Origin of the sequence: Streptomyces sp. NPDC046197, assembly GCF_040646295.1 — a bacterium.
In the GTDB taxonomy this organism is placed as follows: Bacteria; Actinomycetota; Actinomycetes; order Streptomycetales; family Streptomycetaceae; genus Streptomyces.
Genome location: NZ_JBEYZY010000003.1, coordinates 251515 through 265682, shown reverse-complemented (window position 1 = coordinate 265682; position 14168 = coordinate 251515). Strand labels below are relative to the sequence as shown.

The 14168-nt window shown below is 71.9% G+C and carries 11 protein-coding genes, 1 tRNA gene and 1 pseudogene; 10 read left to right on the top strand and 3 right to left on the bottom strand.

What is annotated here, in order from left to right; genetic code table 11:
- Window positions 1–89 precede the first annotated feature (89 nt).
- Together AB0A61_RS06360 and AB0A61_RS06355 are read left to right on the top strand one after the other, a co-directional pair.
- Entirely contained in the window at window positions 90–836 is a 747-nt protein-coding gene (locus AB0A61_RS06360; RefSeq protein WP_361286941.1) for an SDR family oxidoreductase, read from the top strand.
- A 1-nt stretch (window position 837) separates the two neighbouring features.
- The gene (locus AB0A61_RS06355) at window positions 838–1743 is read left to right on the top strand and encodes an SDR family oxidoreductase (RefSeq protein ID WP_361286938.1); all 906 of its coding nucleotides are present in this window, start codon (window positions 838–840) and stop codon (window positions 1741–1743) included.
- A 115-nt stretch (window positions 1744–1858) separates the two neighbouring features.
- On the opposite strand, the gene AB0A61_RS06350 is transcribed toward AB0A61_RS06355, so the two are convergent.
- Window positions 1859–2752, bottom strand: a complete 894-nt coding sequence (locus tag AB0A61_RS06350; RefSeq protein WP_361286935.1) for a hypothetical protein — start codon at window positions 2750–2752, stop codon at window positions 1859–1861.
- 65 nt (window positions 2753–2817) lie between these two features.
- Window positions 2818–2940 (bottom strand): annotated as a pseudogene (locus tag AB0A61_RS06345) (hypothetical protein); the annotation flags it as partial.
- A 266-nt stretch (window positions 2941–3206) separates the two neighbouring features.
- Here AB0A61_RS06345 and AB0A61_RS06340 point away from each other — a divergent pair.
- The 8 genes from AB0A61_RS06340 to pyk all read left to right on the top strand — a co-directional run bounded on the left by AB0A61_RS06340 (window position 3207) and on the right by pyk (window position 14003).
- Window positions 3207–4097, top strand: a complete 891-nt coding sequence (locus tag AB0A61_RS06340; protein WP_361286932.1) for an AraC family transcriptional regulator — start codon at window positions 3207–3209, stop codon at window positions 4095–4097.
- 11 nt (window positions 4098–4108) lie between these two features.
- Window positions 4109–4459 carry a chorismate mutase gene (locus tag AB0A61_RS06335; RefSeq protein ID WP_361286929.1) on the top strand — a complete coding sequence of 117 codons (351 nt, stop codon included), beginning with the start codon at window positions 4109–4111 and terminating at the stop codon, window positions 4457–4459.
- A 502-nt stretch (window positions 4460–4961) separates the two neighbouring features.
- Entirely contained in the window at window positions 4962–7451 is a 2490-nt protein-coding gene (gene pepN / locus AB0A61_RS06330; protein ID WP_361286926.1) for an aminopeptidase N, read from the top strand.
- A 163-nt stretch (window positions 7452–7614) separates the two neighbouring features.
- Window positions 7615–8448, top strand: a complete 834-nt coding sequence (locus tag AB0A61_RS06325) for an NAD(P)H-binding protein (RefSeq protein WP_361286923.1) — start codon at window positions 7615–7617, stop codon at window positions 8446–8448.
- A gap of 271 nt (window positions 8449–8719) precedes the next feature.
- Entirely contained in the window at window positions 8720–10087 is a 1368-nt protein-coding gene (locus AB0A61_RS06320; protein ID WP_361286920.1) for an aminotransferase class V-fold PLP-dependent enzyme, read from the top strand.
- Entirely contained in the window at window positions 10084–11511 is a 1428-nt protein-coding gene (locus AB0A61_RS06315; RefSeq protein WP_361286917.1) for a SidA/IucD/PvdA family monooxygenase, read from the top strand. Before AB0A61_RS06320 ends, AB0A61_RS06315 begins: the two co-directional genes overlap by 4 nt.
- Before the next feature lie 174 nt (window positions 11512–11685).
- On the top strand, window positions 11686–12402 hold the full coding sequence (locus tag AB0A61_RS06310; RefSeq protein WP_361286914.1) for an SIMPL domain-containing protein: 717 nt from the start codon (window positions 11686–11688) through the stop codon (window positions 12400–12402).
- Between the two features lie 164 nt (window positions 12403–12566).
- Window positions 12567–14003 (top strand): pyruvate kinase, encoded by a 1437-nt coding sequence (pyk, locus tag AB0A61_RS06305; protein ID WP_361286911.1) that lies wholly within the window; start codon window positions 12567–12569, stop codon window positions 14001–14003.
- A 76-nt stretch (window positions 14004–14079) separates the two neighbouring features.
- Here pyk and AB0A61_RS06300 read toward each other — a convergent pair.
- A tRNA-Leu gene (locus tag AB0A61_RS06300) sits at window positions 14080–14152 on the bottom strand.
- Window positions 14153–14168 lie beyond the last annotated feature (16 nt).

Here is a 14168-nt window from a genome sequence, read left to right as displayed (position 1 = left end):
TACCTTCGCACTCAGCTACCTTTCCACCAAACATTTGTTAGGTGTGAGGCTTCGAAGCTAGCAGTCGGTGAAGACGAGCGGGAGGCCCTGTGGATAACTCGCTGCGCGGCAGAACCGTGGTCGTCACCGGCGGCACGCGGGGCGTCGGTGCCGGAATCGCGAGGGCGTTCACGGAGACCGGCGCCCACGTCGTCGCCTGTGCTCGCAGACCACCCGAAGTACCGTTCGAGGGTGTCGAGTTCGCCTCGCTCGACCTGCGCGATCCGCCGGCCGTACGGGACTTCTTCGACGCCTTGCCCCGGCTGGACGTCCTCGTCAACAACGCGGGGGGTGCCCCGTTCCGGCGGCTGGCCGACGCGGACGCCGAGCGGCACGCACAGGTCATCGAGCTGAACCTCATCACCCCGCTGACGGCCTCGCTCGCCGCGTACCAGCAGCTCAGACGGGCCCGGGGCTCGGTCGTGATGGTCGGCAGTGTCAGCGGCAGCCGTCCCTCGCCCGGCACGGCGGCCTACGGCGCGGCCAAGGCAGGTCTGGACAACCTGGCCCGTTCCATGGCGGTGGAGTGGGCGCCGGAGGTCCGCGTCAACACCCTGGTCGCCGGCATGGTCCGCACGGAGCTGTCCCACCTCCACTACGGCGGCGAGGACGGCGTCGCCGCGGTCTCCCGCACCGTCCCGCTCGGACGGCTGGCCGCTCCGTCCGACATCGGCGCGGCCGCCGTCTTCCTCGCCTCGGACGCGGCCGCGTACATCAGCGGGGCGAGCCTGCTCGTGCACGGAGGAGGGGAACGGCCGGCCTTCCTGGATGCCGCAACTGCCAACAAGGAGACGTGAGATGAGCGGAATCTGCGCGGGGCGGGTCGTCGTCGTCACGGGTGCCGGGCGCGGGCTCGGACGGGCCCACGCGCTCGCGTTCGCCGCGGAGGGCGCGCGGCTCGTCGTCAACGACCTGGGTGTCGGGCTGGACGGGACACCCAGGTCCGGCAGCCCGGCCGCCCGGGTGGCCGAGGAGATCCGCGCGGCGGGCGGCGAGGCGGTTGCGCACGGCGGCGACATCGCCACCGGCGAGGGAGCGGCCGCCCTGGTCCGCACCGCCCTGGAGACCTACGGCCGTCTGGACACCCTCGTCAACAACGCCGGCTTCCTGCGCGACCGCATGCTGGTCAACCTCGACGAGGACGACTGGGACGCCGTCGTACGCGTCCACCTGAAGGGCCACTTCCTGCCGCTGAAGCACGCGGCCGCGCACTGGCGGGGCGAGGCGAAGGCCGGACGGACACCGGTGGCACGGGTCGTCAACACCAGTAGCGGAGCGGGGCTGCTGGGCTCGGTCGGTCAGGCGAACTACAGCGCCGCCAAGGCCGGGATCCTCGCGCTGACGCTGGTCGCCGCGGCCGAACTCGGTCGGTACGGAGTCCAGGTCAACGCCGTCGCACCGGCGGCCCGTACGCGGATGACGGAACGCACCTTCGCCGGGGCCATGGCCGCCCCGGCCTCCGGCTTCGACGCCATGGCCCCTCAGAACGTCTCCCCCCTCGTCGTCTGGCTCGGCTCTCCCGCGAGCGCCGAAGTGACCGGCCGCGTGTTCGAGGCGGAGGCAGGCCGCATCACCGTGATGGAGGGCTGGCGCCCGGGGCCCACCGCCGACAAGGAGGCGCGGTGGACCGCGGCCGAAGCGGGGGAGGCGGCGCTCGGGCTGCTGGCACAGGCCGAGCCGCCGGGAGCGGTGTACGGGGCGTGAGGGGTGCCGTGGTGTACGGGGCGTGAGGGGTGCCGTGGTGTACGGGGCGTGAGCGGTGCCGTGGTGTACGGGGCGTGAGCGGTGCCGTCCGGCGGTCGCCGCCCTGGTCGCCGCCCTACGTGTCGCACTCCAGCACCGTCCGGCACAGCGCACACCGCGCCCGCACCCGCCCCCGCACCGGCACCCTGATCCGCTGGTGGCAGGTCGGACAGGGGAACGACACCCTCAGCGGGCCTCGCTGGTCCGGGGCGAAGGAATAGGGCACGTCCGGCTCGGCGACGGGCACGTGCTCCTGGGCGTGGCGCCGGTCACGGGCGTAGCGGCGGCGGCCCGCCCAGCCCGCCGCCGTGAGCGGCGGTTGCTGCCCGTCACGGCGGGCCTGCGCCATCCCCTTGACGTAGGCCTCGTAGGCCTGCGGGCTGGTGAACCAGATCGAGGGGTCCTCGCCGAACAGCAGCGCCCGCTTGGCCAGCACGTAGCCGAACTCCTCCGGCGTGAGATAGCCCAGCTTCTGCGACGCCGCACCGTGCTCACGGAAGGCGTCCAGCAGCAGCCAGCCGGCACCCAGGTAGGTGGCCGCGGTGTCCGTGAGGATCTCGTTGTCGCGGGTGCCGGGGAAGGACAGGTCCAGGCGGTGCAGATAGACGTGCATCACCTCGTGGGCGAGGGCGGCGCCGATGTCCCTGCGGTGGGTGCGGAAGCGGTCGTTCAGTTCGACGAAGTACTCAGGACCCGCCGCCAGTTCGACGTTCGCCGCGTGCTTCATCTCGCGGAAGCTGACGATGAGGCGCGCATCCGGCAGCCGGTAGTGGCGCACCAGCTCGCGCGCCACCCGCTGGGCCCCCAGGTGCAGGTCGTCGGTGTCGCAGAAGGCCACGTCGGCGGGGACCACACTGGTCGCGAACGTCTGGATCGTGTCGTACGACAGCCGCCTGTAGAGAGCAGTGATCGCGGCGCGCACCGTCTCCAGATGCGGGTAGCCGTGTTCGACCGGTCCGTCGTCCGCCACGCCCGTACCCCCAAAGACGCCCTGAACTCCTTCCCACTCTATGCGGATGCGAGCGGAATTTCCCCGGACCAGTAGCGGCCCGGACCGAAGCCGTTGATCCACACGAATCCCCGGGCCCACCCCGGCAGTTCGAGCCGTGCGTCCCCGGCCCCACGCACCCGGACCGCGCCCCGGTACAGCCCCGGGGCGAGTGCCGCGGTGCGTCCCGGGCCGTGCCCGGTCAGGGGCCGCACGGGAACACCGTCGACCGCCCCGGCGCCGGTCAGCGCCTCCAGACACGTCTCCACGCAGTTGAGACCCGGCAGGAACTCCGCGTCCCCCACCGTGAACTGGCTCATGTGCCCGACCCTCACCTCTGGCGGCGACCACCGTCCATGGACAAAGATCGTCGCTGCTTGGACCGGACGGTCCGGGACGGCGCGACGTGACCGCAGGCGAGGGGAGAGGAGCGCCGATGTACCACACCTGGATGCGGTTCTTCAGCCCCGGCCCCGCGCACCACCGGCTCGGACTGGTCTGCCTCGGAGTCGGCCTGCAGTACGGCGTGCTGCCCACCGTCGGCCCGCGCACCCTGGACCACCACGTCGCCGTCGTGATCAGCGAGGGCGGCGGCTGGTACCACGGTCCCGAGGGCCGGCGCATCACCGTCACCGCGCCCTCCCTGCTGTGGCTCACCCCCGGAGTACCGCACCACTACGGGCCGGACCCCCACACCGGCTGGGACGAGGGCTTCGTCGACTTCGCCGGGCCCGCCACCGCCACCTGCACCGAACTCGGCTACATCGAACCCGACCGGCCCGTGGTTCCCCTGTCGGCCGCGTCCGGACCCCGTGCGGTGGTCGGCCGCATCGCCCGCGCCGCCCGCCGCGGCAACCCCCTGCTGGAGGTGGAGACCGGCGCCGCCGTCCACGAGCTCCTCGTCGCCCTGCGCCGAGCCCGCGCCGACCTCGCCCCGGACGGCGCCGAACTCCTCAAGGCCCTGGCCCGCGACGCCTGCAAACCCATGACGGTCGCCGACCACGCGGCCCGGCACGGCATGACCCCGGCCGAACTGCGCACCGCCGTGCGCCGCGGGGCCGGATGCAGCCCCAAGGACTACCTGCTCGGCATCCGCCTCGGCCGCGCCAAGGAACTGCTCGCCACCACCGAACTGCCCGTCGCCTCCGTCGCCCGCCGGGTCGGCTACGACGACCCGGCCTACTTCTCCCGCCTGTTCACCCGTCGTGTCGGCACGGCGCCCGTCCGCTTCCGCGCCCAGCAGGGCCGTGCCGTCCCCGGTGGCTGGAGCAACCGGATCCCCGATCCCGGCCGTCCGCCCGTGATCGAAGGCCGGACCACCCCTTAGGGTGGGCGCCCATGACCACCAGCAGCACCGGTACCGGTGACGTCGACCCCGCCGTCCTCGAGGAGCTCGCGCGGCTGCGCGACAGCATCGACAACATCGACGCGGCCGTCGTCCACATGCTCGCCGAGCGGTTCAAGGCGACCCAGCAGGTGGGCCACCTCAAGGCCGCCCACCAGCTGCCCCCCGCCGACCCGGCCCGCGAGGCCCGCCAGATCGCCCGGCTGCGTGCCCTCGCCGAGGACGCCAAGCTGGACCCCGCCTTCGCCGAGAAGTTCCTGAACTTCATCATCGCCGAGGTGATCCACCACCACGAGCGCATCGCCGAGGGCGCCGGCAACGGCGCCGCCCCGGCAACTGGCTGACCGGCGGGTGTACAGCGGGTCCCGTGCAACGGGGCGCGTCCGGCGGGGCCCGGCGCGGGTGGTCGTTGTGGGCGGCGCATGCCGTGCCGCGGCATGCCACGCCATGCCACGCCATGCCATGCCGTGCACCACTCGTGACCGGGCGGAAGCCCCGCGTCCGCATCCCGGGCACGAGCCGGTGCCCACCCGTGGCGGAAGGATCTTCTGCCGCCCCACCGACGCCGGGTGCCACGCCCTGCCTATCTATCCCGGGCGTCACGCCCACCGATGCCGCGGACCTACGTCCCATCGATGCCGCGGACCTACGCCCCACCGTTGCCGCGGACCTACGCCCCACCGTTGCCGCGGGCCCACGTCCCATCGACGTCGGGCACCACGCCCCACCGACGCCGGGCGCCGTGTCCCACCGGCGGCACCCGACGGCCGTACCGCAGCGGCCCCCGGCACCGCCCCACCAGAACCCCCTCGTGCGCTGTCCGTGCCATCAGGCAGCATGGCGTTCATGTCCGTACTCACGCGCGACGAAGCGCAGACCCGTGCCCAGCTCCTCGACGTCCACCGCTACACGATCGACCTCGATCTGACCGCCGGGGACGAGACCTTCGACTCCCTGACCGTCATCCGGTTCACCGTGCGCGCCGGCCAGGACGCCACGGACACCTTCGTCGAGCTCAAGCCCGCCGAGCTGCGCTCCGCCACCCTCGACGGACAACCTCTCGACCCCGAGAGCCTGGCCGAGAACCGTCTGCCGCTGAAGAACCTCACCCACGGCGAGCACGAGCTGCGCATCGACGCCTCCATGCGCTACTCCCGCACCGGCGAGGGCATGCACCGTTTCACGGACCCCACCGACGGCGAGACCTACGTCTACACGCAACTGTTCCTGGACGATGTCCAGCGCACCTTCGCCGCCTTCGACCAGCCGGACCTCAAGGCCGTTTTCGAGCTGTCCGTGAAGGCTCCCGACGGGTGGACCGTCCTCGCCAACGGCATCACCGAGCACCTCGGTGAGGGCCGCTGGAAGGCCGCCCCCACGCCGCTGATCTCCACCTACCTCGTCGCCGTCGCCGCAGGCCCCTGGCACTCGGTGCGCACCGAACACCGCGGCCTGCCCTTCGGCATCCACTGCCGCCGCTCCCTGGCCCCCCACCTCGACGCGGACGCCGACGAGATCCTCGACATCACGCGCGCGTGCTTCGACCGCTACCACGAGAAGTTCCAGGAGCCCTATCCCTTCGACTCCTACGACCAGGCCTTCGTCCCCGAGTTCAACGCGGGCGCCATGGAGAACCCGGGCCTGGTCACCTTCCGCGACGAGTTCGTCTACCGCTCCGCCGTCACCGACACCGAGCGGCAGACCCGCGCCATGGTCATTGCCCACGAGATGGCCCACATGTGGTTCGGCGACCTCGTCACCCTCAAGTGGTGGGACGACATCTGGCTGAACGAGTCCTTCGCCGAGTACATGGGCTACCAGACCCTCACCGAAGCGACCCGCTTCACCGACACCTGGACCGACTTCGGAGTCGCCCGCAAGCCCTGGGGCTACGACGCCGACCAGCGCCCCTCCACCCACCCCGTCGCCCCCGACGCCGTCGACGACACCGCCTCCGCCCTGCTCAACTTCGACGGCATCTCCTACGCCAAGGGCGCCTCCGCCCTGCGTCAGCTGGTGGCCTGGCTCGGCGAGAAGGACTTCCTGGCCGGCATCAACACCCACTTCACCCGGCACAAGTTCGCCAACGCCACCCTCGCCGACTTCATCGACTCCCTCGCCGCCGCGACCGAACGCGACGTGCACGCCTGGGCCGAGTCCTGGCTGCGCACCACCGGAGTCGACACCCTCACCCCCCGCATCACCGCCGCCGACGGCACCTGCACGCTCACCGTCGACCACGACGGCAGCAGGCCGCACCGCATCGCCGTCGGCGTGTACGACCAGGACCTCGCCGACGAGGGAGGCCTCACCCTGCGCGAACGCCTCGAACTCGACATCCCGCAGACCGAGGCACGCCCCATCGGCAAGCGCCCCGCGCTGCTCCTGCTCAACGACGGCGACCTCACCTACACCAAGGTCCGCTTCGACCCGGAGTCCTTCCAGGCGGTCCGTGCGGGCCTGTCCGGCCTGCCGGGGTCGCTGACCCGCGCGGTGGTGTGGAACGCCCTGCGCGACACCGTCCGCGACGGCAGGCTCCCCGCCGCCGACTACCTGGAGACGGCCCGCGTCCACCTGCCGCGCGAGACCGACCTCGCCGTCGTACAGGGCGTCCTCGCCTTCGCCGGCGTCCACGTCGCCGACCGCTACCTGAGGCCCGAGGAACGGCCCGCCGGCCTCGCCACCCTGGCCGCCCTGTGCCGCGACCTGATCCGCCGCACCGAGGACGGCGACAACCCCGGCCTGCGCCTGGTCGCCGTACGCCACTACATCGCCGTCGCCTCCCAGCCGGACACCATCGCCGCGTGGCTGGCCGACGGCGTCGTCCCCGGAGGCCCCGAACTCGACCCCGAGCTGCGCTGGCGCATCCTCGCCCGCCTCGCCGTCCTCGGCGCCACCGACGAGGCAGCCATCGCCGCCGAGCTCCGCCGCGACCCGTCCGCCACCGGTCAGGAGGGCGCCGCCCGCTGCCGCGCGGCCCTGCCCGACCCGGAGGCCAAGAGCAGGGCGTGGGAGTCGATGTTCGCCACCGACGAGTCGTCCAACTACCTGTTCACCGCGACCGCCCAGGGCTTCTGGCAGCCCGAGCAGGCCGACCTGGTACGCGCGTACGTGCCGCGCTACTACGAGGACGCGGTCGCCGTCGCCGCCCGCCGCGGCCCCGCCATCGCGGACGCCGCCGGCCGCTGGGCCTTCCCCGCCCACGCCGTCGACACCGAGAACCTGCGCCTGGGTGAGGACTGCCTGCGCGAGGCCGACCCGGTCCCGGCCCTGCGCCGCAAGCTCGTCGACCAACTCGACGACCTGGCACGGGCGCTGAGCGTGAGGGAGGCGTGAGACTCCGGACGAGTGGGGCAGGCGCAGGACCCGGGACGAGTGAGGGGGTGTAGGACCCCGGACGTAGGGCACCGCTGGTCCCTGACGACGATGCGACGGGCGATCGTCCTTCCTAGGCTTGGACGGTCAAGGACGATCCGCCCAAGCCCCCGGGAGGCAACCCGTGATCGCAGTGACCGGCGCGACCGGCAATGTGGGCCGTGCCCTCGTCGAACGTCTCGTCGCCGCAGACCGTCCCGTGCGGGCGCTGACCCGCGACCCGCAGCGGGCCGCACTGCCCGAACCGGCCGAGGTGGTACGGCTGCGGCCGGACGACCCGGCCGCCATGTTCGAAGGCGCCACCCAGCTCTTCCTCTACGTCCAGGCCGGCGGCGAGCGCACCGCCGCCCTGCTCCGGGCGGCCCGCGACGCCGGCGTCCGGCACGTCGTGCTGCTCTCCTCCGCGATCATCCGGGAGGGCGCCGACGAGACCCACCCCATTTACGTCATGCACGCCACCGTCGAGCGGCAGATCCGCGAGAGCGGACTGGACTGGACCTTCCTGCGGCCGGGCGCGTTCGCCACCAACGCCCTGCAGTGGGCGCCGCAGATCCGCGCCGGGAACACGGTCCGCGGTGTCTTCGCCGACGCCCTGAGCGCGCCCATCCACGAGGACGACATCGCCGCCGTGGCCGAACGGACCCTCGTCGACGGCGGCCACGAAGGCGCCGTCCACCGCCTCACCGGACCCGAGGCCACCACCAACGCCGACCAGGTCGCCGCGATCGGCCACGCCCTCGGCCGCTCCCTGACCTACGCCGAGGTGCCGCCCGAGGAAGCGGGCCCCGAACTCTTCCCGCACGTACCGCCACACGCGCTCGCGGGCCTGCTGAAGACCTACGCGTCCACCGTCGGTGTCCCCCCGGAGATCACCGACACGGTGGAGAAGATCACCGGCACCCAGGCCCGCACCTTCGCCCGCTGGGCCGAGGACCACGCGTCGGCGTTCCGGGCCTGAGCACCACACCAGGCGGGCGGGCCCGGCGGCACTCGTCGTGCACCGGGCCCTCAACCGCCCCCCACGCCTCAACCCTCCCCCGCGCCTCAATCGCCCCTGCGCCCCCGCGGCCCCGCGGCCCGCGCCTCAACCACCCCCGCGCCGACCCCAACAGGGTTCCCCCGCACGGCAGTACCCCCTTTCGGGTTCCGATCGTTGAACTTTTCGGGCGTGCCGGACGTCGCACGTACAAGCTGGAGGTCCCCCGCCCCCGCGCCGAGGAGGACAGCCCATGAGTACTCCGCCCCTCGCCTCGGGCCACGAAGGCCCCGGCGCCCTGCGGCCCCTGCTCGACACCGTGCTCGACGCCCTGGACAGCGGCCGGCGCGCACGCGGGGGACCGCTGCCCGCCGGCGGGCCCCGGGCGGTCGCCGCCCGGGTGCGCGACGCGGTGGGCGACGTCCTGCCCGACCAGGGCGACCCCGACGCCCTGCGTGCCCTGGTGCACGCCCTCGCCGAGGGCGCCGCCGACCCCGCGGACCCGCTGTGCGCCGCCCACCTGCACTGCCCGCCGCTCGCCGTCGCCACCGCCGCCGACCTCGCCACCAGCGCCCTCAACCAGTCCCTCGACTCCTGGGACCAGGCCCCCGCCGCCTCCGAACTCGAAGCCGTCGTCACCCGCGAACTCGCACACGAGATCGGCCTCAGCGACTCCGTCGTCACCACCGGCGGCACCGAGTCCAACCAACTCGCCCTGCTGCTCGCCCGCGAAGTCCACGCCGGCGGCGTCCGACTCGTCTGCGGCGCCAACGCCCACCACTCCCTGCCCCGCGCCGCCTGGCTCCTCGGCCTGCCAGAACCGGTGATCGTCCCCGCCCCCACCGGCACGATCGACCTCGCCGCCCTCCACGAAGCCCTCACCGGCAACTCCGGACCCCGCGGCTCCCTCGTCGTGGCCGCCACCGCCGGCACCACCGACGCCGGTCTCATCGACCCCCTCCCCGAAATCGCCGGACTGTGCGCCGCCCATGGCGCCCGCCTGCACATCGACGCCGCGCACGGCGGAGGCCTCGTCTTCAGCGACCGGCACCGCGACAAGCTCACCGGCCTCGAAGCCGCCCACACCGTCACCCTCGACCTGCACAAACTCGGCTGGCAGCCGGTCGCCGCCGGTCTCCTGGCCGTCCGGCACCCCCGCGACCTCGCCGTCCTGCACCAGCGCGCCGACTACCTCAACGCCGACGACGACATCGAGGCCGGCCTGCCCGACCTCCTCGGACGCTCCCTGCGCACCACCCGCCGCCCCGACATCCTCAAGGTCGCCGTCACTCTCAAGACCCTCGGCCGCTCCGGCCTCGGCGCCCTCGTCGACCAGGTGTGCGCCCGCGCCCGCGAGCTCGCCGACCTCCTGAGGGACCATCCCGGCTTCGAGCTCTACGACCGGCCCACGATCAGCACGGTCCTCTTCCGGCCCGCCGGCGCGCCCGACGACGCCGTCGCCGCCGTACGCCGCAAACTCCTCGCCGACGGCCGCGCCGTCCTCGGCCGCGCCCGGCTCGGCGACCGGCTGTGGCTCAAGGCCACCCTCCTCAACCCCGACACCCGGCCCGAAGACCTGACCGCCCTCCTGAAACTGGTGGAAGGAAGCACCCCCCGATGAGACCGACCCCCCACCCCCCACGCCACACCCCCGAAGCACCCCGCGACCTGGTCGGCATCGGCATCGGACCGTTCAACCTCTCCCTCGCCGCCCTCACCCACCCCCTCGACGAACTCGACGCCGTCTTCTACGAACAGCGTCCCGGCTTCGACTGGCACCCCGGCCTGCTCATCGACGGCGCACGCATCCAGGTGCCCTTCCTCGCCGACCTGGTCACCCTCGCGGACCCCGCCAGCCCCTGGACCTTCCTCAACTACCTCAAGGCCCGCGACCGGCTCTTCCCCTTCTACTTCTCCGAGCGCTTCCACATCCAGCGCGCCGAATACGACGCCTACTGCCGCTGGGTGTCCGACAACCTCCCCGGACTGCACTTCGGCCACCAGGTCGACGCCGTCCGCTGGAACGCCGAACACGACCTCTTCGAAGTCGTCTACACCCGACTCGGCAGCGACGGCGCGGCCGAAGCCCTCGGCCGCGCCCACACCAGGAACGTCGTCCTCGGCGTCGGCACCGAACCACACGTCCCCGACCCGCTGCGCCCCCTCGTCGACGCTCCCGGAGTGCCCGTCGTCCACGCCGCCGACTACCTCGACCACCGTGACGCCTTCCTCGCCGCCGACCACATCACCGTCGTCGGATCCGGACAGTCCGGCGCCGAGGTCTTCCTCGACCTGCTGCGGCACCGCCCCGTCGGACGCGAGAGGATCCACTGGATCGGCCGCACCGAGGCGTTCGCCCCCATGGAGTACTCCAAACTCGGCCTGGAGCACTTCACCCCCGACTACACCCGCTACTTCCACGCGCTCGACGAACCGGTCCGCGACCGGCTCCTCGCCTCCCAGTGGCGACTCCACAAGGGCATCGACGCCGACACCATCGCCGCCATCCACGACGAGCTCTACCGCCGCACCCTGCACGGCGGCTGGCCCGACGCCGTCCTCACCCCCGGCGTCCGCGTCCGCACCGCCGGACGCATCGCCGCCGCCAAGATCGAACTCCACGTGGAGCACATCCAGCAGGGCACCCGCACCCGCCTCACCACCGACGCCGTCGTCCTCGCCACCGGTCACCGGGAACGCCCGCTCATCCCCCTCCTGGCCGGCCTCGACCCCTACCTGCGCCGCGACAGCAGCGAACGCCCGCGCGTCGACGAACAGTTCCGGCTGGTCCTCGACCCCGTCATCACCGCCACCGGCTGCAACGTCTACGTCCAGAACGCCGAACTCCACACCCACGGCGTCGGCGCCCCCGACCTCGGCCTGGCCGCCTGGCGCAGCGCCACCATCGTCAACTCCCTCACCGGACAGCAGTCCTACCCGCTGCCCGCCCGAACGGCCTTCACCACCTTCGGACTTCATCGGCAGACCCATCTGCCGGCCGCTCGGGAGACGGTGACACTGACTCCACTGGTCGACCAGAGGTGAGCGGCAGGGCCCGGCCCTGTGGGAAGGCACTGCGCCGCCGGAGCCGCCGCCGCGCCGGCCGGCGCTACCGCGCGCAGATCCTGCCCGTTCATGACAAACCGCAACAGACCCCGCAGGCATCGATCCGGTGACCAGCAGGAGCGGGAATGCGGTCACCGGTGTCAGAGTGGACGCATGAACCCACCGACCCCGGAAGAACCCCGGCCCGTGCCCTACGGCACCCCCGAAGCCCCCCGCATCGCCGTACGCGGCGAAGCCCATCTCGAAGTCGACCCCGAAATCGCCCGCATCGCCATCACCGTCACCGCCCGCGGCAAGGACCGCCGCTCCACCCTCGACGACCTCACCCGACGCAACGCCGCAGCCCTCGACCTCGTGAAATCCTACGGACAGGCGGTGGAACGCCTGGAAACCGGCCACCTCACCATCACCCCCGAACTCGGCCAACGCGGCCGCGGCGAACGGATCCGCACCCACCACGGCCAGGTCGGCATCACCGCCGAACTGTCCGACTTCACCGCCCTCGGCGAACTCACCACCCGCCTCGCCGACTTGGAACTCACCCGCGTGGACGGACCCTGGTGGGCCCTGCGCACCGACTCACCCGCCCACCGGGACGCCCGACAGCAAGCCGTGCGCGAGGCCGTCCAACGCGCACACGAGTACGCCGAGGCACTCGGCACCTCACTCACCGCACTCCTCGAGCTCGCCGACCTCGGAGCCGAGAACGCCGAGCCCTACCCCCGAGCGGCACGCATGCGCTCCATGGCTGCCTACGGCGCAGCGGCCGAGGACGCCGAGGCACCACCCCTCGATCTCGAACCCCAGAAGCAGCACGTCCACGCACAGGTCGACGCGCGCTTCACCATGGCACCCCCCAGACTGCAATGACCGTCCAGCGAAATAGCCCCTGAACGAAGTGGATCCGCTTTCAAATGCTCATCGGAGCGGACGCCCGCACAATTCAACACTTGTCAATAGCACTTCACTTAAAGGTTGTTGAGTAGTCACGCAGCACCAATTCTCTACCGACCGGTAAGGCCTAGGCTCACCTCATGCGCCGAGCAAAGATCGTCTGCACTCTGGGGCCCGCCACCGACTCGTACGACCAGATCAAGGCACTGGTCGACGCCGGAATGGACCTCGCCCGCTTCAACCTCAGCCACGGCACCCACGCCGAGCACGAGGAGCGCTACCACCGCGTCCGCAAGGCCGCCGACGAAACCGGCCGCAGCGTCGGAATCCTCGCCGACCTTCAAGGCCCGAAGATCCGGCTCGGCCGCTTCCGCGAAGGACCCGTACTCCTTGAACGCGGCGACACCTTCACCATCACCGTCGAAGAGGGCACCGAAGGCAACCGCCACACCTGCGGCACCACCTACGCCGGCCTCGCCCGCGACGTCTCCCCCGGCGAACGCATCCTCGTCGACGACGGCAAGGTCGCCCTGGAAGTCACCGCCGTCGACGGCCCCCGCGTCCACACCAGGGTCGTCGAGGCAGGCATGGTCTCCGACCACAAAGGCCTCAACCTCCCCGGCGTCGCCGTCTCCGTCCCCGCACTCTCCAAGAAGGACGAAGACGACCTGCGCTGGGCGCTGCGCACCGGCTTCGACGTGATCGCACTGTCGTTCGTCCGCAGCGGCCGCGACATCAAGGACGTCCACCGCATCATGGACGAGGAAGGCCGCCGCCTCCCCGTCATCGCCAAGGTCGAAAAACCACAGGCCGTCGAAGCCATCGACGACATCGTCGCCGCCTTCGACGGCATCATGGTCGCGCGCGGCGACCTCGGCGTGGAAATGCCGCTGGAACAGGTACCCATCGTCCAGAAACGCGCGATCAAGCTCGCCAAACGGAACGCCAAGCCGGTCATCGTCGCCACACAGATGCTCGACTCCATGATCGACAACTCTCGCCCGACCCGCGCCGAAGCCTCCGACGTGGCCAACGCCGTCATCGACGGCACCGACGCGGTGATGCTGTCCGGCGAGACCAGCGTGGGCAAGTACCCGGTCGAGACCGTACGCACCATGGCCAAGATCGTCGCGGCCGCCGAGGAGGACATCCTCGCCAAAGGCCTGCCCCCGCTGACCGAGAACAGCAAGCCCCGCACCCAGGGTGGCGCGGTCGCCCGGGCCGCGGCCGAGATCGGCGACTTCCTCGGCGCGAAGTTCCTCGTCGCCTTCACCCAGTCGGGCGATACGGCCCGTCGCCTCTCCCGCTACCGCTCACCCATCCCCCTCCTCGCCTTCACCCCCGAGCCGGCCACCCGCTCCCAGCTCAGCGTGTCCTGGGGCGTGGAAACGTTCCTCGGCCCGCATGTGGATTCCACCGACGCGATGGTCGACCAGGTCGACGAGCTGCTCCTGAAGTACGGCCGCTGCCGGAAGGGCGACGTCGTGGTCATCACGGCGGGGTCCCCTCCGGGGGTGCCGGGCTCGACGAACCTGGTCCGGGTCCACCACATCGGGGAGGACGACAGCCCCAAATAGCCCACGCGACAGGGCCCCTCGGCCGGTTGCCGGGGGGCCTTGCTTTCTGATGGTGACCTTGTGATCCAAGGAAAAGTGCCCCGGGTGGGATTCGAACCCACGCTGTCGGTGGTTTGAGCACCGTGCCTCTGCCACTGGGCTACCGGGGCTTCCTCTAAAACGAAG

What these genes read in the sequence shown, in the direction of transcription:
- AB0A61_RS06340 (WP_361286932.1), top strand. Translation starts at nt 3,207, where the DNA reads ATGTACCACACCTGGATGCGGTTCTTCAGCCCCGGCCCCGCGCACCAC.
- AB0A61_RS06320 (WP_361286920.1), top strand. Translation starts at nt 8,720, where the DNA reads ATGAGTACTCCGCCCCTCGCCTCGGGCCACGAAGGCCCCGGCGCCCTG.
- pyk (WP_361286911.1), top strand. Translation starts at nt 12,567, where the DNA reads ATGCGCCGAGCAAAGATCGTCTGCACTCTGGGGCCCGCCACCGACTCG.
- AB0A61_RS06335 (WP_361286929.1), top strand. Translation starts at nt 4,109, where the DNA reads ATGACCACCAGCAGCACCGGTACCGGTGACGTCGACCCCGCCGTCCTC.
- AB0A61_RS06355 (WP_361286938.1), top strand. Translation starts at nt 838, where the DNA reads ATGAGCGGAATCTGCGCGGGGCGGGTCGTCGTCGTCACGGGTGCCGGG.
- pepN (WP_361286926.1), top strand. Translation starts at nt 4,962, where the DNA reads ATGTCCGTACTCACGCGCGACGAAGCGCAGACCCGTGCCCAGCTCCTC.
- AB0A61_RS06315 (WP_361286917.1), top strand. Translation starts at nt 10,084, where the DNA reads ATGAGACCGACCCCCCACCCCCCACGCCACACCCCCGAAGCACCCCGC.
- AB0A61_RS06310 (WP_361286914.1), top strand. Translation starts at nt 11,686, where the DNA reads ATGAACCCACCGACCCCGGAAGAACCCCGGCCCGTGCCCTACGGCACC.